21 protein-coding genes are annotated in these 19,734 nt (G+C 29.4%); 6 read left to right on the plus strand and 15 right to left on the minus strand.

Annotated elements, in window-relative coordinates; genetic code table 11:
* Positions 1–21: 21 nt before the first annotated feature.
* Positions 22–648 (minus strand): LysE family translocator, encoded by a 627-nt coding sequence (locus tag I0K12_RS18185; protein WP_196889570.1) that lies wholly within the window; start codon positions 646–648, stop codon positions 22–24.
* Between the two features lie 122 nt (positions 649–770).
* Here I0K12_RS18185 and I0K12_RS18190 point away from each other — a divergent pair, with 122 nt between their 5' ends.
* Positions 771–1,178: an RrF2 family transcriptional regulator gene (locus I0K12_RS18190; protein WP_196889571.1), complete on the plus strand. Its 408-nt coding sequence runs from the start codon at positions 771–773 to the stop codon at positions 1,176–1,178.
* A gap of 25 nt (positions 1,179–1,203) precedes the next feature.
* Here I0K12_RS18190 and I0K12_RS18195 read toward each other — a convergent pair whose 3' ends face one another.
* The 3 genes from I0K12_RS18195 to I0K12_RS18205 are packed head-to-tail and all read right to left on the minus strand — an operon-like array spanning position 1,204 to position 3,727.
* Complete coding sequence (locus I0K12_RS18195) at positions 1,204–1,668, minus strand: hypothetical protein (protein ID WP_196889572.1); 465 nt, start codon at positions 1,666–1,668, stop codon at positions 1,204–1,206.
* 3 nt (positions 1,669–1,671) lie between these two features.
* Positions 1,672–3,297 (minus strand): hypothetical protein, encoded by a 1,626-nt coding sequence (locus I0K12_RS18200; protein ID WP_196889573.1) that lies wholly within the window; start codon positions 3,295–3,297, stop codon positions 1,672–1,674.
* Positions 3,298–3,307: 10 nt separating this feature from the next.
* Positions 3,308–3,727 (minus strand): hypothetical protein, encoded by a 420-nt coding sequence (locus I0K12_RS18205; protein WP_196889574.1) that lies wholly within the window; start codon positions 3,725–3,727, stop codon positions 3,308–3,310.
* A gap of 682 nt (positions 3,728–4,409) precedes the next feature.
* Between I0K12_RS18205 and I0K12_RS18210 the strand changes: the two genes are divergently transcribed.
* The 4 genes from I0K12_RS18210 (at position 4,410) to I0K12_RS18225 (ending at position 7,853) form a co-directional block, all read left to right on the plus strand.
* Positions 4,410–4,658, plus strand: coding sequence for a DUF2061 domain-containing protein (locus tag I0K12_RS18210; RefSeq protein WP_196889575.1), 249 nt, complete (start codon positions 4,410–4,412; stop codon positions 4,656–4,658).
* A 38-nt stretch (positions 4,659–4,696) separates the two neighbouring features.
* Entirely contained in the window at positions 4,697–5,320 is a 624-nt protein-coding gene (locus tag I0K12_RS18215) for a phosphoadenosine phosphosulfate reductase family protein (RefSeq protein WP_196889620.1), read from the plus strand.
* Positions 5,321–5,326: 6 nt separating this feature from the next.
* Positions 5,327–6,229 carry a sulfate adenylyltransferase subunit CysD gene (gene cysD / locus I0K12_RS18220; RefSeq protein WP_196889576.1) on the plus strand — a complete coding sequence of 301 codons (903 nt, stop codon included), beginning with the start codon at positions 5,327–5,329 and terminating at the stop codon, positions 6,227–6,229.
* A gap of 376 nt (positions 6,230–6,605) precedes the next feature.
* The gene (locus I0K12_RS18225; protein WP_196889577.1) at positions 6,606–7,853 is read left to right on the plus strand and encodes a sulfate adenylyltransferase subunit 1; all 1,248 of its coding nucleotides are present in this window, start codon (positions 6,606–6,608) and stop codon (positions 7,851–7,853) included.
* A gap of 88 nt (positions 7,854–7,941) precedes the next feature.
* On the opposite strand, the gene I0K12_RS18230 is transcribed toward I0K12_RS18225, so the two are convergent.
* Both I0K12_RS18230 and I0K12_RS18235 read right to left on the minus strand, forming a co-directional pair.
* On the minus strand, positions 7,942–9,126 hold the full coding sequence (locus tag I0K12_RS18230; protein ID WP_231372799.1) for an MFS transporter: 1,185 nt from the start codon (positions 9,124–9,126) through the stop codon (positions 7,942–7,944).
* Between the two features lie 4 nt (positions 9,127–9,130).
* A complete protein-coding gene (locus tag I0K12_RS18235) occupies positions 9,131–9,703 on the minus strand; it encodes an HD domain-containing protein (protein ID WP_231372800.1) in 573 nt (190 codons plus the stop codon).
* A gap of 83 nt (positions 9,704–9,786) precedes the next feature.
* Between I0K12_RS18235 and I0K12_RS18240 the strand changes: the two genes are divergently transcribed.
* Positions 9,787–10,359, plus strand: a complete 573-nt coding sequence (locus I0K12_RS18240) for a Crp/Fnr family transcriptional regulator (RefSeq protein ID WP_196889622.1) — start codon at positions 9,787–9,789, stop codon at positions 10,357–10,359.
* An 18-nt stretch (positions 10,360–10,377) separates the two neighbouring features.
* On the opposite strand, the gene I0K12_RS18245 is transcribed toward I0K12_RS18240, so the two are convergent.
* The 9 genes from I0K12_RS18245 to purH form a co-directional block, all read right to left on the minus strand.
* A complete protein-coding gene (locus I0K12_RS18245; RefSeq protein ID WP_196889579.1) occupies positions 10,378–10,617 on the minus strand; it encodes a hypothetical protein in 240 nt (79 codons plus the stop codon).
* Complete coding sequence (locus I0K12_RS18250) at positions 10,604–11,416, minus strand: hypothetical protein (RefSeq protein WP_196889580.1); 813 nt, start codon at positions 11,414–11,416, stop codon at positions 10,604–10,606. Before I0K12_RS18250 ends, I0K12_RS18245 begins: the two co-directional genes overlap by 14 nt.
* A 14-nt stretch (positions 11,417–11,430) precedes the next feature.
* Positions 11,431–12,033 carry an alpha-ketoglutarate-dependent dioxygenase AlkB family protein gene (locus tag I0K12_RS18255; RefSeq protein ID WP_196889581.1) on the minus strand — a complete coding sequence of 201 codons (603 nt, stop codon included), beginning with the start codon at positions 12,031–12,033 and terminating at the stop codon, positions 11,431–11,433.
* A 6-nt stretch (positions 12,034–12,039) separates the two neighbouring features.
* On the minus strand, positions 12,040–13,317 hold the full coding sequence (rodA, locus tag I0K12_RS18260) for a rod shape-determining protein RodA (RefSeq protein ID WP_196889582.1): 1,278 nt from the start codon (positions 13,315–13,317) through the stop codon (positions 12,040–12,042).
* Positions 13,298–15,181, minus strand: coding sequence for a penicillin-binding protein 2 (gene mrdA, locus I0K12_RS18265; protein ID WP_196889583.1), 1,884 nt, complete (start codon positions 15,179–15,181; stop codon positions 13,298–13,300). The genes rodA and mrdA overlap by 20 nt, the downstream gene beginning before the upstream one ends.
* Positions 15,182–15,688: a rod shape-determining protein MreD gene (gene mreD, locus I0K12_RS18270; protein ID WP_196889584.1), complete on the minus strand. Its 507-nt coding sequence runs from the start codon at positions 15,686–15,688 to the stop codon at positions 15,182–15,184.
* On the minus strand, positions 15,681–16,508 hold the full coding sequence (mreC, locus tag I0K12_RS18275) for a rod shape-determining protein MreC (protein ID WP_196889585.1): 828 nt from the start codon (positions 16,506–16,508) through the stop codon (positions 15,681–15,683). Before mreC ends, mreD begins: the two co-directional genes overlap by 8 nt.
* A 201-nt stretch (positions 16,509–16,709) precedes the next feature.
* Complete coding sequence (locus I0K12_RS18280; protein ID WP_196889586.1) at positions 16,710–17,738, minus strand: rod shape-determining protein; 1,029 nt, start codon at positions 17,736–17,738, stop codon at positions 16,710–16,712.
* 149 nt (positions 17,739–17,887) lie between these two features.
* Complete coding sequence (purH, locus tag I0K12_RS18285) at positions 17,888–19,417, minus strand: bifunctional phosphoribosylaminoimidazolecarboxamide formyltransferase/IMP cyclohydrolase (protein WP_196889587.1); 1,530 nt, start codon at positions 19,415–19,417, stop codon at positions 17,888–17,890.
* Positions 19,418–19,734: the final 317 nt, after the last annotated feature.

The raw sequence follows: 19,734 nt of genomic DNA on the forward strand, positions 1-19,734 counted from the left end.
TGTAATAGTTGGATTTTTCATTTATTTTTTTGTCAAAGCAATTTTAAGTCCCATGAGAATATAAATTGCTCCAGATATTTTATTTAATCGATTATGAAATTTTTCATTTCCTTTTACTTTCTCTGAAAATGTTGCTGCGAAAAAGCTCATAACAGAAAACCATAAAATTCCAATTAAAGCATAAGTTACTCCAAGTACGATAAATGGTACTGGATTTTCGATTTGCTCTTTTTGGATAAATTGTGGAAAAAATGACAAGAAAAATAAAGCAACTTTCGGGTTTAATGTATTTGTAACCAAACCAGAGAAAAAATGCTTTTTATTACTTTGTTCTTTTACTTCCATATTGAAATCTGGTTGTTTTTTTGAAATAATACTTGAAATTCCAAGATAAATCAAATAAGCAGCTCCCAAATATTTTACAACCATAAAAGCCATTGCTGATTTTGCAACCAACATTGACAATCCTAAAGCTGCAAACAAAGTATGAACGATCACTCCTCCATTAATTCCTAATGTGGAGTAAATTCCTGCTTTCTTTCCTTGACTTACAGATTTGTTCAACACAAAAACAGAATCAATTCCTGGTGTCATGATAAAAAGTAATGCAGTAATTACAAAAACATAAAAATTTTCTACTCCAAACATCTCTAAAAATTTTAAAATGAGTGCAAATGTATTTCATTTTAATCATTTAGCTCTTAAATCAAACTTAAAAATCAATTAATTTTATTTTTTATAACCGTTCAATAAATATTTATATTTGCAAAATGTTATCTAAAAAGACAAAATACGGACTAAAAGCTTTGGCATTTATGGCAAAACAGGAAGAGAAAAATCCTGTTCAGATTGCTACTATTGCCAAAACGGAAAACATTTCTCATAAATTCTTAGAAAGTATTTTACTTACACTAAGGAAATCAGGTTTTTTAGGTTCTAAAAAAGGAAAAGGTGGTGGATATTATCTTTTAAAAGAACCAAGCGAAATCAAAATGGTAGATGTTATTCGTGTTTTGGAAGGGCCAATTGCAATGATTCCTTGCGTAAGTTTGAATTTCTACGAAAAATGTGATGATTGTCCTGATGAACATAAATGCAGCGTTCACAAACTAATGATTCAAGTTCGTGATAATACTTTGAAAGTTTTAGAAAATAATACTTTGGCGGATTTGACTTAGGTTTATCTATTTTTTTACATCAAATTTAATCTATAAACTCAAATATAATACTTAATACACCTCCTAATGTTTCAGTAGAATTCGCAGCAAAATCAATATTTTCTTTTAAAGAAATATTCATGTCTTCTTTTTCTTTAATCAAAATATACCAATCTACATTTAATTGAAACTTTTGTATCAATATTTCTTCAATTTTAGAATCAAAATCCTGTAGTAATAATTTAATATCTCTGATTTTTTGTTTGATTTGTTCTTTTTCTTCTTTCTTATAATTTTCAAAATCATTTCCTTGAATGACAGATTCTTTTTTCTCTAAATAAATTTTGGAAATCTCTTTAAAACTATCTATTAATTTAAATAACTCTTTTGTTCGATCTGTATTCAATATCTGCTTTTCTTCCTCTGTAGCATTTTCGTTTTTTCTATCTCCGTTATTCTTAAAATATAAGTCAATAGTAAAAATATCTAATTCAATTTCTTGTTTAATCATATTTTATTTTTTTATATTCTCAAAAACCCCTTCTATCATTTCTTTAAAATCTTGTTTTACATTCTTTCCTTTTTCTTGGAAATTTAAGGCGTAAATATCCTTTTCATCAAAAACCAAAATTTTCGCATAAGCTTCATCACGAAAAAAATATCCAAAAAGAATACTCTTTTTTTCAAAATCGAACCTTTTAGAAACAGTATTTTCTTCTGTAATATTTAAATCACTTAAAATAACTTTATGTTGACTTTCAAAGTAGTTCTCTAAATATTCTTTTGCAGTTTCATTTTTAAGTTTTTTCAGATCTTGTGAAACTTTATCGTATTGATTCACTTTTGATCTTGACAAATAAAAAGTTCCATTTTTAGTACTAAAAACAAAAGTAGAATCTGTCTCGTGAGGATAATCGTAACCACAACCAAAACATTTATTTTTTTCAGCCTTTTGTAATTCATATTTTTTAGGAATATAAACTTTATCAAAATAAAGATTTCCTTTATCGCAAGAGATTAGTGTAAATGAAATAATCAGTATTCCAGCTATTTTCCTAATTAATTTCCTCTTCAAAACTCTGTCAAAAATCCAAAAAATCAACCAATAAAAAGGTAAAATAATTGGATATAAAGAAAAAATCATAAAATCATATCCTCGCATTCCTGCATGTTCTCCCATAGAATTAAATAACATATTTCTTAGTTGCAACCAAAAAAGAAGTACTATAAAAGGAATCAATAAACTTCCTAAAATCACAACTAATGAAAATCTCTTTTGTAAATTTTTCTTTCTATAATAAATAGTCGCAATAAGATGAACTATTAACATAAAAAAGAAAAAAATAAGCGTAATCGTATCAATACCAATTTTCTGTAAAAAAACTGTTTTTTCAGATTTTTTAGGATTGAATTTTATTTCTAAAATATCTACTGGTATTTCATTAAAATCAAGTTTAGTCTTTTTTTCTAATTCATTAATATTTTCAATATTTAAAGATAATTCTCCATCCAAATCACTTGTATTTATTTCTAAATGCAAAGTTCCAAATGATTTCCAAAATTTTGCTGGAGATAAAGCATATCTAAAATAATATCGATTCATTAAACCTGAACGGTCTGTCCATCTTTTTGCTTTATATGTTACTTCTATCAAATGTTTTCCTTTAGAAATATCAGTATCAAAAAAAATCAAATCGTTACTATTTATATAAAAACCTAATTCGTCATGCGTGTCAATTTCATCTAATAAATCAGGTTTATTATTTTTCTCAGAAACGAAAAGCGAAGAAAAGTCTTTTAATTTTCTTTTATCAAACTTTTTATACTCTTCTCCTATTTCCTTTAAGTTTATTTGTTTCCCATCTATTTTTACTACAAAATCTCCCAAATAATCTTGTGCATAAAACAAAAATGGAATTTGAATTCCGTCTTGAGAAGCATCAATATGATATTCAATTTTAAAATTTGCAGTTTTGAAATTTTCATCAATATCTATGAAAATATTTTCATGTAACACATCTACATATTTATTCACAAATGGATCTCCACAGAGTGTTCCGCTTTGAATTGGATTTGCCATATTGGAAAAAACCGAAAACCATTGTAAAAACAAAAAACAGAATATTAATATCTTTTTCATGAAATAATTTTTAATAAAAATGAACAAAATAGATTATTAAACATATTTTCAATAAAACTATAAAACTCACTACAACCTGACCTAAATAATCAGATGTTTGTCCTATTTGACTTTCTAAGAAAATTGGTTCACTGTAAAAAGTACTTAAAACTTCATCAATATATTCAAAAGCTTCTGAAGAAATTTTAGTTTCTAAAATTTTTAATTTTTGCTCAGTTTCTTCTCTAGTTTTTACATCTAAGTTTTCTTCAAGTAAAATTGTTTTATACTCTAAACAAGCAGTAACAATAGGAATTCTATCTGATTTTAATTCTTTATTTTCTCCATTTACAAACCAATCTTCATAAATAGTTTCGAAACCAGAATATTCACCGTACAACTCAATTATTTCGATATCTAAATCAATAATTTCCTCAGAATTATAATTCATAGCTTAATTTCTTTTGAGATTTATTTTTTTAATTTGATTGCAATTTATTTAAAAAAAATTAGTCTAAAAATTCAATTTTATTAATAAAAAAAAGCTGCATAAAGCAGCTTTAAAAATTTAATCGAAAAAGTCTCTAAATAAAAAATAGATTGTTTCTCTAAATAGAAACTTTCCAAGTTTACATAAAATACAATTCTTTCTACACATTTTACTCCATTCTTTCATGTTGTTCATATTTTAATGTTTAAACTACACTTTAATTTATTATGAAAAACATTAGCTTTAAACATAATTAATTTTCATATAGTTTTATTTTTAACAAAAATAATAAACTATAATATTTTTTTTAACACTTAACATTGTTATTATAAACAAAGTTATCAACAGGTAAGTAACTCATAAAACTAGAAAAGCCATTTGTTAAAAAATTAATAAAATTCAAAAGTTCTACTCCCTTTTTAACTTAACATTCACAAGTCTTATTTCACTCTAAAAACAAAACACCTAAACATTTGTTTTTCAAAAATTTAAACACTTAAAAATCATTTTTAAAACCATAAAAAAAGAATATTTCCCTCGCGTGTAAAAAATATTTTCCAGAAAAAATCGGATATAAATCAGTTCACAACTAAAATATTTTTTTTAGGTTTGCATTATTAACCTAGTAAACCGATAGGGTAATATGTTTATAGAAAAACTATTTAGCCTAAAAACAAAAAAAAATGAGGATTCAGACGAGAAACTTTCAAGGAGTTTAGCCAAAACAATTAGTTGGCGAATTGTAGGAACATTAGATACAATTTTTATTTCTTGGTTGGTTACAGGAACATTATCCTTAGCGTTTTCAATAGGTTTGATAGAATTAGTGACAAAAATGACATTGTATTTTTTTCACGAAAGAATTTGGAATAAAATAAAATGGGGAAAATAAAAGATCCTTTTATGACAACAGATAATATCATTGCTTCCATGAGAGAAAATCAGGAAGTTTTAAATAAATACAACGAGGAATTTAAAGACAAACATCCATCAGAAATTGTTTCTTGGGTGTTGACTTTAGCTAAAAATCCGGTAATCACTACAAACTTCAGACCTTATGAAGCAGCTATTTTAAATTTGGTTGCCTCAGAAGACAAAAACATCAAAACTATTTGGTGCGACACTGGATATAATACTCCAAATACTTACAAACACGCAGAAGAAATCATCGGAAAATTGGATTTAAATATTCAATTATACGTTCCGAAACAAACTGCTGCACATAGAGATGTTGTACTTGGAATTCCTGACGTAAATGATCCGAAACACGCTATTTTCACAGAGCAAGTAAAACTAGAACCTTTTAAAAGAGCAATGTCTGAACATCAACCGGATGTTTGGTTTACAAACTTGCGAAAAGGACAAACTGCTTTTAGAGATAATATTGGAATTTTTAGTTTCAGTAAAGATGGAATCTTAAAAGTAAGTCCGTTTTACTTCTGGTCAGATGAAACATTGGATTCGTATTTGGAAGAAAACAATTTACCAAACGAATTTAAATACTTCGACCCAACAAAAGTTCTAGAAAATAGAGAGTGTGGTTTACATAATTAATTAGAAATGAATAACGATACATCGAATATAAATCCGTTGGAAAGTGAGGCTATTCACATTATGCGTGAGGTAGCTGCACAGTTTGAAAATCCTGTATTATTATTTTCAGGAGGAAAAGATTCTATCACTTTGGTTCGCTTAGCGCAAAAAGCATTTTACCCAGCCAAAATACCTTTTCCTTTAATGCATATTGATACAGGACACAATTTTCCGGAAACAATAGAATTTCGTGACAAACTTGTAGAAGAATTAGGTTTAACGTTGATTGTTCGTCACGTTCAAGATTCTATTGACCAAGGAAAAGTGAAGGAAGAAACAGGGAAATATTCTAGTCGAAATACGTTGCAAACTACTACGCTTTTAGATGCAATTGAAGAATTTAAGTTTGATGCTTGTATAGGTGGTGCACGAAGAGATGAGGAAAAAGCTAGAGCTAAAGAACGTATTTTTTCTGTTCGTGATGATTTCGGACAATGGGATGAAAAGAATCAGCGTCCTGAATTGTTCGATATGTTGAACGGTGAGATTGAGCATGGGCAGAATGTAAGAGTATTCCCTATTTCCAACTGGACGGAACTAGATGTTTGGAGTTATATTGAGAAAGAAAATCTAGAAATTCCTTCTATTTATTTTTCTCATGAAAGAGATACTTTCCTTAGAGATGGAATGATTTGGTCTGCTTCAGAATTTGTTTATCGTGAAGAAAATGAAGAAGTTCAAAGTAGAACTGTTCGATTTAGAACTGTAGGAGACATGAGCTGTACGGCAGCTGTTAGTTCTTACGCTTCTACGATTTCAGAAGTTGTTGCGGAGATTAGATCTTCTACAATTTCGGAGCGTGGAGCAAGAATCGATGACAAACGTTCGGAAGCTGCAATGGAAAGTAGAAAACAACAAGGATATTTTTAACAAGAGAGTAGAGTTAATCATAATCGAGGAGAAAATCATTTGATATTTGAGCGTAGTCGAACTAAAGGTTTATCTAGAGTTCATCCGAATTCGTCTTCGCTCTGTCTCCTACTCTTTTTCGATAAAAATATTCGAACCTTCTTTTGAGAAGGAATCATAAAATAAGTTTTAAGTTCTGAATAAAATTAGTTAGTTAATAAATTTTCCCCTTTTATAAGCTGGGGAGTGCGAACACTCTGTAGAATACAAAAGAAAACATGATAGAACATTTTTCTTAGAGTGGTATTGGATTGTAATTGTAAAACTTTGGTTGGTTTTTTTAGTAGAATAATGCGCTCCCCCTTTTATAGGGTTTTTCAGAGAAAAGATTAAAAAAATGGAAGTCTTAAAAATAGGAACTGCAGGAAGTGTAGACGATGGAAAAAGTACTTTAATTGGTAGAATTCTATACGATACAAAATCACTTACAACAGATAAATTAGAAGCAATTGAAAGAACTAGTAAACAAAAAGGATTTGATTATTTAGATTTTTCTTTGGCTACAGATGGTTTGGTTGCCGAGCGTGAACAAGGAATCACTATTGATGTGGCACATATTTACTTTTCTACAAACAAGAGAAGTTATATCATCGCAGATTCTCCTGGACATGTAGAATATACAAGGAACATGGTAACTGGAGCTTCTACTTCTCAGGTTGCTATTATTTTGATTGATGCAAGAAAAGGAGTTATTGAGCAAACTTATAGACATTTTTTCATCAATAATTTATTACGAATTAAAAACGTAATCGTTGCAATCAACAAAATGGATTTAGTAGATTATTCAGAAGAAATTTATGCAAAAATTAAAGCGGACTTTGAAGAATTAATCGCTAAAAGAGATTATAAAGAACAAAAAATTTCTTTCATTCCTGTAAGTGCTTTAAAGGGAGATAATGTTGTAGAAAAATCTTCAAATATGGATTGGTATTCTGGTGAAACTATTTTAGATCATTTGGAAAACTTAAACCTTGAAGATATCTATAGTGAAGGAATTACTCGTTTTCCTGTACAATATGTAATTCGTCCTAAAACAAATGAATATCACGATTTCAGAGCTTATTCTGGAAAAGTTTATGGAAATTCTATTTCCGTTGGAGATGAAGTGATGGTACTTCCTTCGCAAACATCTTCCAAAGTAAAAGAAATTCATTTTTATGATGAACAATTTGAAACTGCAACAAAAAATAGTTCGGTTTCTATCACGCTAGAAGATGATATTAATGTGAGTCGTGGAGATATGATTGTAAAAGCAGATGAACTTCCAAAAATGGATAAACAGCTGTCTGCCACAATTTGTTGGATGGATTCAGATTCCTTATCTTCGAGCAAAAAATATACTTTACAGCATGGTGTGAATAAGGTATTAACAAAAATTGACACAATTCAACACAAAATAAAACCAGATTATTCTGGTATCGAAACAGAAGCAAATCCAGTAAAAATGAATGATATTGTTTCTGTAACCTTAAAATTAAATAAGCCTATTTTCTTCGATTCTTTCAAGAATAATAAAGAAAATGGAGCATTTATCTTAATTGATCCACAATCTAACAATACTGTTGGAGTTGGATTTATTGGGTAATTTTAATTTTCTTTCAGTTTATTACATACAAACACGCGTTAATAAGACTAACTCCTTCAAGTTAGTCTTATTTTTTTGCTGTTATTTTTCAATGAATATCAATTAAGGTTTTTAATTTCTCTTTTCTATAAAAAAGCATATAAATAAAACCTAAAACAACAAAGATTGTACATGTGAAAAATATCGTTGGAATATTTTCTAGAATATTCTGATAATACCAACCAGAAAAAAGAGCTCCTAACCCAATTCCAGCTTCTAAAGCGATATACATTGTTGCTATGGATTTTCCTTTATTAGAAGGATTACTCAAATCTATAGTCCAGGCATTTATTGTTGGTGATAAAACTCCCATAGCTAAACCATAAAAAATACTTCCGATTATTAAAGTATTTATGATATTTGAACTTCCAATAATAAATAGAGATAAAGCGAGTAGAATTAAACCAATTTTAATGACAATTTCTCTTCCATATTTATCAGAAACTTTTCCAGAAAAAATCCTGACAAACACCGAACTTATTGTGAATATAATAAAGAATGTCCCTTTATTTAATAGACCTAAATTATCACTCCAATCTGGAATTAATGTTAGAATTATTCCAAATCCGATATAAGTAATAAATGTAAGCAATGCAGCAGGAAAAACTTCTTTTGCTAAAACATCAGATTTTGAAATTTTAAAAGATTCTAATTTGAATTTTTGCTTAGTAACTAATGTTTCTTTTGTATTAATAATTAAAAGAAAAGAGATAAAAGCAACTAGAGAAGAACTGTAAAACAGAATATCGTAATTGGTCAATAATTTAATATAACTTCCCAAAGCTGGTCCAAGAGCAAGACCTGTACTAAAACACAAACCTTGAATTCCCATTGCTTCTCCTAGCTTGTTTTTTGGAGTAATATCTGACACATATGCAGCGATTGCTGTTGGAGTAAAACCTGTAGAGAAACCATGAACTAACCGTAAGAACAAAAAACTTGAAACACTAGTAAGTATTGGATAAAAAAATCCGGTTATAATACAAACAATTGCTCCTATTCCTAAAACTGGTTTTCGCCCAATAGTATCAATTAATTTTCCGCTAAAAGGCCTAGAAAATCCTGCTGTTAATGTAAATAATGCTATGATAAATCCTTTATATTCGGAACCTCCTAAATTGCTCAAATAATTTGGTAATTCTGGAATTAGCATATTATAACTTGCAGAAAAAAACAAGGAACTTAAACAAACATAAATAAATTCTTTCGTGTATAATTTTTTGTCAGCTTCCATGAAATTAAATTGTTTTAAAAAGTTTTTCAATTTCATTTAATGAATAATCCCAAATTGATTTTGAACCATTATTTATCGATTTTGTTTTATCTAAAACCTTTTCTTTTGGCACATGATATTCCTTCCAAGTTCCTCCATTATTAGAAACATTTTGTAAAATTGGTTCAAATCGATCCATTGCTTTTGCAAACTTAGCTTCGTTTGTTTTTCCTTTTTCAAATTCTAACCAAATTTCTATTAAGTCTTTTGCTTGTTCTTTTGGTAATAAACCAAAAATTCTTTCTGCAGCTTTCAATTCTTCAGCCGTATTATCATGACTTTTTTTAGTATCAAACATAAAAATATCACCAGAATCTATCTCAACAATATCATGAATCAAAACCATTTTTAAAACTTTCAAAATATCTATTTTTTCATTGCTATGTTCAGCCAAAACAATCACCATCATGGCTAAATGCCAACTATGTTCTGCATCATTTTCGCATCTATCACTATGGAATAATTTTGTTTTTCTTTTAATGTATTTTAATTTATCTATCTCCTTTATAAAAGCTATTTGTTGAATTAAATCAGTCATTGTAATTTTAAATTATATAGTTTTGTACAGCAAAGAACTAGTTATAATATCTCTTAAAAAAGGACAAATGTCCCAAGTCAAAAATGATTAGAACAAATAAAGATTTCTTAAGCTATATCGAACTTTTAGACAAAAAACATCCTGACTTTTTTGTGTTAGAAGCACATGATTCTGGAGATATAATTTTGGAACAAGATAAGCGGTATAAAGTCTTATTTTTAATAAAAGAAGGAATTACGAAATGTTATCTTTCAGATGAAAATGGAAAAGATTTTATACAAGAATTTTTCGGAGAAGGAATGCAGTTTGGAGAATTAGAAGTTTTTAGCAACAAGTCTAGTTATTGTTCTACTGAAGCTATTACAAAAGTTTGTACTTATAAAATCTCGCACACAAATTATAATTATTTATTAGAAAATGATCCTATTTTTAATAAACATGTCTTAAAAGCAATGGCAGAAAAAATTGGATATAAAGCTCCTAGATTTTCTTTTCAACAGTCCTATTCTATTGAAGAAAATCTTCTAAAATTAAAGGAGTTATATCCAGATTTTGACAAACTATTTTCTAAAAAAGATATCGCAAACTATTTAGGAATCACTATTCGTAGTCTAAATAGAACTTTGAATAATCTAAAAGAATCTAAAAAGAAGTAGTTTTTATTTAAATCTATTTTATTTCAACCACCATTTTTCTTCGTCAGGTAAAGATTCTTCCATCTTTTTCATTTTTGATTTCTTGATTGATTTATATTCTTTCACCCAAGAATCTAATTTTAAAGCTAAAACAATCATTACTGCACCGAAAGCAGCTCCATTTGAATCTCCATATGAAGTGAATCCATCAACGATATTCCTTGTAAAAATGAAAACTCCTAAAAGAAGTAAAGTGATTTTAGTATTAAATATTTTCATAGTTTTTTATATTTATTATTTCATGTAATTCGATTCCTTTTTCAAAAGGCTCCTCAAGTTTTAAATAGATAAAATCTAAAGATTCCTTCGTGTTTTCTATAGGTAAAAGAGTTATATATAAATTCTTAATTCCATTTTGTTTAAAAACTTCCAATAATTTATTAATTTCTTCTGTTTTCGTACTAGAATCTGCAATTAACCTGAATTTCAAAAACTTTACAGCCTCTTTCTCTGTTCTATTTTGCACTTTTTGAATCCAAGAATCCATATCTTTTAAATCTATAAATTCATTTTCAACTTGATACATTTTTTTCTGTTTAAAAAAGGCATCATATTTTGTTTTACCAAAAATTATAGTTTCAAAAAGAGGATAGTTTTCAGGAATTTCAACGAATTTAAAAGCTGTTGTTTTCTTATATAAAACTGGAAACTCTACATCTATTTTAAAGTTACTTTTAAAATCTTTTAATGGCGTACAATCACTACGAATTCCAACATAATCTCCATAACCTTCAGGATTTGTCAAAAGAAGTTTATCTTCAACTAGTTTATAATCAAAAACTCCAGAACCACATTCAAATGGGAAACATAGCATTTTATCTTTTTTCGAAACCTTGCCTTCATCAGATTTAAAAATGGTATTTTTCCCCCAATAAGCAACGGAATCCTTAGAAATATCAACAGGATAATAAAAAGATTTTGGAGAATTTAAAGAAATAACATGCCAGTGTCCTGACACATCTTTTTCTTGACAAGAAATATTCAGAATAAATAAAAATATTAATATGTATTTTTTCATAGCTATTTAAAAAATCAAATATTCATCTGACGAAAAGTAAGACTAATTCTGGGTGTTTTTATTTTTTTTGTTGTCAAAATACTATGCTTCCAAAAATCTTGTGTTTCCCCTTTCATTTCTAGCAAATCACCATGATGTAATTCAAAAACGATTTTTTCTTTCGTTTCATTATGTCTAAAAGCAAATTTTCTACTTGCACCAAAAGAAAGCGAAGCAATAGAGCCACTTTTCTTCAATTCTTTTTCATCATCGCTGTGCCAAGAAACACCTTCTTCTCCTGTATGGTATAAATTCAATAGACAAGAATTATATTTCTGTTCTGTTTTCTCTTCAATGATTTTCTTTAATTCCAAAAGCAATTCATTCCATGGTAATGCTTGCCTTCTCAGATTAGAATACGTATAATCTAAAGGCACATTTGCATACCAAGCCACTTTTCTTTTCGTAACAATATGTTTTCCGAAAATGATTGCTTCATCGTTTTTCCATTCAATTTCTTCCAACAATCTTTTGAAATAATAATCGGATTCTATCCCATTGAAAATTACTCCAAAATAGTGAACAATTCCGTCTTCTGGCAACCAATTTTTCGTAGCATCTTCGTCAAAAAGTTTCATTTTATCTTACCAATCTAAAGTTCTATTTGCATCTAACCTTATAAAGATAAACAACAAAATAGTAAATGCCCAAAGAGACGAACCTCCATAGCTAAAAAATGGTAAAGGAATTCCAACAGTTGGTAAAAGTTTAAGCACCATTCCGATATTAATTACAAAATGGAAAAAGAATATGGAGGCAATACTGTAACCGTAAATTCTACTAAATCTGGACTTCTGTCGTTCGGCAACAAATACAATTCTAAGTATAAATAATGCGAAAAGTAATACGACAAAAACACTTCCTACAAATCCCCATTCTTCTCCAATAGTTACGAAAATAAAATCGGTATCTTGTTCTGGTACAAATCCTCCTTCTGTTCGATCTCCATTCAAAAATCCTTTTCCGAACATTCCTCCAGAAGCAATAGAAATTGCGGCTTGTCTTTGATTATAACCTTTTCCTTTATCATCCGTTTCTTTATTTAAAACAATATTAAAACGATCTCTATGTCTTTGTTTAAAAACATTATTAAAAATAAAAGTTACACTCAAAACATAAAGAGAAATCACTAGATAAGTTCCAATAATGGATGGTAAATTTCTTTTAAAAACTCTTCTTTTTTTCTTATATAAATAAAATATCAGCCCAGCAAAAGCGATAAAAATTGTAATCAATAAAGCAATATACCCGAAAGCTAGAGTAGCGATAAATAATAGAATAATTCCGATTCCTCCCGTAATATAATACGATGGTAAACCTTCTCTATAAAAAACAAAAAAGAAAGAAAGATAAACCAAAGCAGAACCTGGATCTGGCTGTAAAGTAATCAAAATCACAGGAACTAAGATTACTAAAAAAGTTTGTAATTGGTATTTTAACTTACTAAAATCAAACTGTTTATCGGTAATTAACCTAGCAATTGCTAGAGCTGTAGCAGCTTTTGCAAACTCACTGGGTTGTAGGGTAAAACTTCCTATCTCGTACCAAGATGTGGCTCCTTTTAAGGTTTTACCAAAAACAAAAAGACCGATGAGGGTCAGCATCGAAATTAAGTAAAAGATACTGGCAAACTGTTCATAAAACTTAGATTCAATAAAAAGGATTACCAAAATCAATGGAATACTTAAACCAAAAAAGATTAATTGTTTTCCATATTTTGTTGAAAAATTTAAAATCTCAGCATTTTCTTCTGGTGTTGATGCTGCATAAATATTAACCCAACCTATAAAGCATAAAGCGATATAGAATAGAATTAATAGCCAATCTATATTACTTATGATATTACTGCTCTTCGTTCTCAACCTCTAAAAGTTTTTTTCTTTTATTATACTCTTCTTCTAAGCTCGTATTGTACATTCTGTCTTCTATCCAAGTTCTCTTCACCTCTCCTGTCAGATATTTTTCAATCATCAGACTTGTAATTGGCGCAGCAATATTAGAACCAAAACCTCCATTTTCAACATATACTGCAATGGCGATTTTCGGATTATCTTTTGGAGCAAAAGCAACTAAAATCGAGTGATCTTCTAGTTTTACTTTTTTTCCTTCTACTCGAATAAAGTTTTCTACCGTTCCAGTTTTTCCACAAATCTCGATTCCTTCAATTTTAGAAGCTCTGGCTGTTCCATTTTCAAAAGTTTCTAACATTCCTTCTACTACAGGATCAAAATGTACTGCATCTACAGTTGTATATTTTTTCTCTACAAAGTTTGGATTCTCAATGTCTTCATTGTTGATTTTTTTCAAGATATGAGGTGTATAATAAAAACCTCTATTTGCAACAATCGCTGTAAGATTTGCAAGCTGAATTGGTGTTACTAAAATCTCTCCTTGTCCAATTGCATTTGAAATTGTCGTTACAGCTTTCCAGTTTTTAAGTGGATAATATCTATTGTAATAAGAAGCATCTGGAATCAATCCTTTTTGCCCAACTGTCAGATCATTTCCAAGATATTTTCCTAATCCAAAACTTTTCACATGCTCACTCCAAGCATTCATTCCTTCTTGAGCTGTTGGATAATTTTCAATAATTCTTCGATAAGTATTCGAGAAGTAACTATTACAAGACTTTGCAATTCCTTTTTCCAGACGAATCGGATATCCTACAATCCCACAGTGACATTTCATAAATTCGTTTGGTCTTCCTCCATATCGATATCCATGATAGCATTTAAATCCTGTTTCTGTTGTGATTACTCCTTCTTGCAAACCAATTAAACCATTTACAATTTTAAATGGAGAACCAGGCGCATAAGTTGCTTGCAGTCCTCTATCAAACATTGGTTTATTTTCTTGATCTCCGAATAGTTTTGGCGAGTTTTTCGATCTTTCTCTACCAATCATCAAATTTGGATTATACGTTGGTGTAGAAATCATCGTCAATATTTCCCCTGTTTTTGGTTCAATTGCAATAATTCCTCCTCTTTTTCCTTGCATCAGAGCTTCTCCATATTTTTGAAGTTCGATGTCAAGAGTTATGGCCAAATCTTTTCCAGGAATTGCTAAAGTATCATAGACTCCTCCTTTAAAAGAACCGATGATTTTATTATGTTTATTTGTCTTAAAATATTTTACTCCTTTTCTTCCTCGAAGTTCTTTTTCGTAATATTTTTCGATACCAGCAAAACCGATATTATCTCCTAATTGATAATATGGTTTTACGTCCATAATTTCTTTATTTACTTCACTTAAATATCCTAAAACATTTGCAGCTGAATTAATTGGATATTCACGAAGCATATTTTTTTGGATAAAAAACCCATTGAATTTGTGCATTTTTTCCTGCAATGCAGCATAATCTTCTTTAGAAACCTGTGGAAGGAAAACGGAAGATTTTCGCAGTGAATATTTTTTCGCTCTTTCAAGGTTTTTGATAAATAGTTCTTTGTCTATTTTTAATAAAGTACAAAGTTCTAAAGTATCAATTTCTTTTACCTCACGAGGAATCACCCTAATATCATAAGAAGGCTGATTTGCTACCAAAAGCTTATTATTTCGATCATATATATAACCTCTCTCCGGAATTTGTTGTACAACTTTCGTAGAAGAATTACTAAAAGGCGAAAGTTGATAACTATTATCCGTAAGTTGTAAATAAGACAATCTGGCTATAAAAGCCAAAGTAGCCAATACAACAAAAGAGATTAATAAAATCTGTCTTTTCATTTATTTTTTCTTTTCAAATAATAAAACGCTAAATACTAAAAGAATCGTTGTAACAATACTTGAAACAATTACTTTAAACAATGTATCTAAGAAATTGTGAAAAGTAAAATTGCTCAATAAATAAAAGGTAAATTGATGAATAAAAGTCAAAATACCTACATAAGAAATAAGTTTTCCGATGGCTAAATTTCGAGGATTGAATAATGCATAATCATATTCTCTACTTCCATGGATAAACTTAATGATGTAAATTCTAAGATATGCTATCAATAACATTGCCGCAGCGTTCACACCTCCAGAATTTGAGAAAAAATCGATAAAAAGTCCTAATAAAAAACTAGAAACTAACACCACCGTTCTCTCTCTCCTAATCGGGAAAAGTATAATAAATAAAATATAAATAGCAGGGTTTATAAATCCTAAAAAATTAAAAGAATTGAATACTAAAACCTGTAATAGTATTAAAACAAAAAAACGTAATACGTTCGATATTATAAGATTATTCATTATTATTTTCCTCCTCCAATTTTTCTAGTTCTTCCTTATTCAAATTTGTTACCACTTCTACATAACTCAAAGCACTCATATCGTTGAACAAAGCAATATCGATATTTTCGTACTTGTTATTATCATATTTAAAATCTGAAATTACACCAATTGGAATTCCTTCTGGAAAAAGAAGTGATTTCCCTCCTGTTGTAATCGTATCTCCGATTTTAAAAACTGCCTGTCTTGGAATATCCGTAAGTTGTGCGATTTTATAATCTTCTCCGTCCCATAATAACGTTCCATAATGCAAACTATTTTTAAGCTTTGCATGAATTCTTGAGTTTTTATTCAAGACAGAAAGAACAGTGGAATGTTCTGCACCAACTTCTTTGGTAATTCCAATTACTCCTACACTATTAATCACACCCATATCTTCTCTAATTCCCTGATTTCTTCCCTTATTAATAGTCAGAATATTATTACGCTTTGTATATTGGTTATTTACAATTTTAGCAACTGTATATTTATACTCTTGATAATAAATTGAATCTCTTATAGTAAAACTTGTAGTGTCTTTTTCTGAAGTAATTCGAGCAATTATATTTTTTAATCTAGCATTTTCGTTTGCTAAATTTTCATTTTCTTCTTTCAATACAAAGAATTCTTGGATCGAAGCAGTTTGCTCATAAACTCCTCCTGTAATTGCATTCGCAGAATTCACAAAATGACTTTTGTGATACGAATGACTTTGTATTGTAAATAAAAGCGCTAAACATTCCAAGAATGCAAAAATTAGAAAAAATTTGTATTTCTGTAAAATGTAAATTATAAAGCGCATTTATTTATCAAAGGTATTTTTTAAGTTTTTGTATTATTTTGTTGAAGTAAATTAAACTTTTATCTCAAAATCAAAATTTCATCTAATATCTTTTGATGATAAAGACTAAATTTTTCAGCATAGCTTTCTCAACTATGGTAAAAAATTTAGACCTTTCAGCAATGATGATTATTTGAAATAAAGCTTGAATCAAAAATTCAATTATTTCATTAAAACATTCTTGTATTTTTCAATGTCTTTTAGAGCAACTCCTGTTCCACGAACTACTGCTCTTAAAGGATCTTCTGCTACATAAACTGGTAAATCTGTTTTTCTAGAAAGACGTTTGTCTAATCCTCTCAACATAGAACCTCCACCAGCTAAATAGATTCCTGTATTATAAATATCCGCAGCAAGTTCTGGCGGAGTTTGCGATAAAGTTTCCATTACAGCATCCTCAATTCTCAAAATAGATTTGTCTAATGCTTTTGCAATCTCACGATAAGAAACCTGTACCTGTTTTGGTTTTCCACTTAATAAATCACGACCTTGAACTAAAATATCGTCTGGGATACTTTCTAAGTCTTCTGTTGCAGCACCAATTTGAAGTTTAATTTTCTCAGCCGTACGCTCTCCAACATAAAGGTTGTGTTGCGTTCTCATGTAATAAGAAATATCATTTGTAAATACATCTCCTGCTACTTTGATCGACTTATCACAAACAATTCCTCCAAGTGCAATAACAGCAATTTCGGTAGTTCCACCACCTATATCAATAATCATGTTTCCTTTTGGTTGCATAATATCGATTCCGATACCAATTGCAGCAGCCATAGGCTCATGAATTAGGTAAACATCTTTAGCGTTCATTAACTCAGCAGAATTTGTTACGGCTTTTTTCTCCACCTCCGTGATTCCTGAAGGAATACAAATTACCATACGTAATGAAGGTTTGATTAATCTTTTCTTGATTGTAGGAATATGTTTGATAAATTCCGTAATCATTTCTTTTGAAGCCTCAAAATCTGCAATTACACCATCCTTTAGTGGACGAATGGTCTTGATATTCTCATGGGTTTTACCTTGCATCATACTAGCTTTCATACCGGTAGCAATAATCTTTCCTGAATTCCTATCTTTTGCTACGATGGACGGTGCATCTACAATCACCTTTCCGTTGTGTATAATAAGTGTATTAGCGGTACCTAAGTCAATTGCTATGTCTTCGGTCATAAAGTCGAAAAAACCCATAAAATTCTTTTAATTTATTTTGTTAAAAAACTGATGTTTGCAAATTTAATAATTAATGAAGTAAATGAAACTTTTAACTCCTATTTTTCCAAGCGTATTATGTTAAAAATCAAAGGAAAATTGTGTTAAAAGTTTCATTTCTCAATATTTTAGTGTTTAAAATGTCTTGTTCCTGTCGTTACCATCGCCATTTCGTTTGCATCACAAAACTCGATTGATAACTTATCATTGATAGAACCTCCTGGTTGAATCACCGCTTTAATTCCATCATTGTTAGCGATTTCAACACAATCAGGGAATGGGAAGAAAGCATCACTTGCCATCACTGCTCCATTCAAATCAAAGTTGAAATGCTTCGCTTTTGCGATTGCTTGATTTAAAGCATCTACTCTAGAAGTTTGTCCAGTTCCACTCGCACATAATTGTTTTCCTTTTACTAAAACAATTGTGTTTGATTTTGTGTGTTTTCCAAGCTTAGAAGCGAATAATAAATCTTCGATTTCCTCTGCTGTTGGAGCAACTTTCGTTACAGTTGTTAAATCTTCTTTAGTATCTGTTTTAAGATCTTTATCTTGGAATAAAACTCCATTTAAAGCAGTTCTGTACTGCGTTTCTGGTAATTCAATATCTTTTTGAACTAAGATAATTCTATTCTTCTTTCCTTTTAATACTTCTAATGCCTCTGCATCATATCCTGGAGCGATAACTACCTCACAGAATAATTTGTGAATTTCATTTGCAGTATCTAAATCGATTTTTGTGTTCGAAATTAAGATTCCTCCAAATGCAGAAGTAGGATCTCCAGCTAAAGCATCTACATATGCTTCTTTTACTGTTGCTCTTTGTGCAACTCCACAAGCGTTATTATGTTTTAAAATAGCAAAAGTTGGTGCGTCGTTTTTGAATTCTTGCATTAAGTTTACAGCAGCATCCACATCTAATAAATTGTTATACGAAAGCTCTTTTCCATGTAATTTATCAAACATTTCTTCTAAGTTTCCAAAGAAATATCCTTTTTGGTGTGGATTCTCTCCGTAACGTAATTCTTTCGTTTCTCCGATACTTTCTTTAAAAGTTCTTACAGTTCCATCATTCATATAGTTGAAGATTGCTGTATCATAGTGTGAAGAAACATTGAAAGCTTTTGCTGCAAATTGTTTACGTTGCTCTACAGAAGTCGTTCCTTCATTCTCAGAAATAACTTGTAAAAAGTCATCGTACTGATCCATTGAAGAAACACAAATTACATCTTTAAAGTTTTTAGCAGCTGCACGAATTAATGAAATTCCTCCGATATCAATTTTCTCGATGATATCTTGCTCTGGAGCTCCACTTGCAACTGTTTTTTCGAAAGGATATAAATCTACGATTACGATGTCAATCTCAGGAATTTCGAATTCTTCGATTTGTGCAACATCTCCGTCGTTATCTCTTCTATTTAAAATTCCTCCGAAAACTTTTGGGTGTAAAGTTTTTACTCTTCCTCCTAAAATAGATGGGTAACTTGTTACGTCTTCTACTGCTACTACATCAATTCCTAAATCTTTGATAAAAGTTTCTGTTCCTCCAGTAGAATAAATTGTTACTCCTAATTCATTTAGTTTACGCACGATAGGCTCTAATCCATCTTTATGAAAAACAGATATTAATGCCGATTTTGCTTTTTTCAAATTGTTCATGTTGTTGTGTTGTGATTTTTCGCAAAGCTACTAATTATCACATGGTTTTACAATAGAAAATTTAGGAATATTGAAGTTTATTTTTAAATAAAATTGAGAATAATTGAAAAGTCGAAATTATTTGATATTTATTTTTCGATTTTAAACAAATACTGACCTAAAAACCTAGTTTATAAACCGTTTAAATTTTAAAAAATATTAAGTCAGTCTATACTAAAAACTGTGCCAAAAGGATTATAGTTTGTTTTCTAGGAAATCCATGAAATAAAATCTCAATTATAAAAAAATATAGTTTCAGTGTAATCACAAGTTATTGA

The sequence above is a fragment of the Aureivirga sp. CE67 genome (assembly GCF_015767245.1).
Taxonomy (GTDB): Bacteria; Bacteroidota; Bacteroidia; order Flavobacteriales; family Flavobacteriaceae; genus Aureivirga.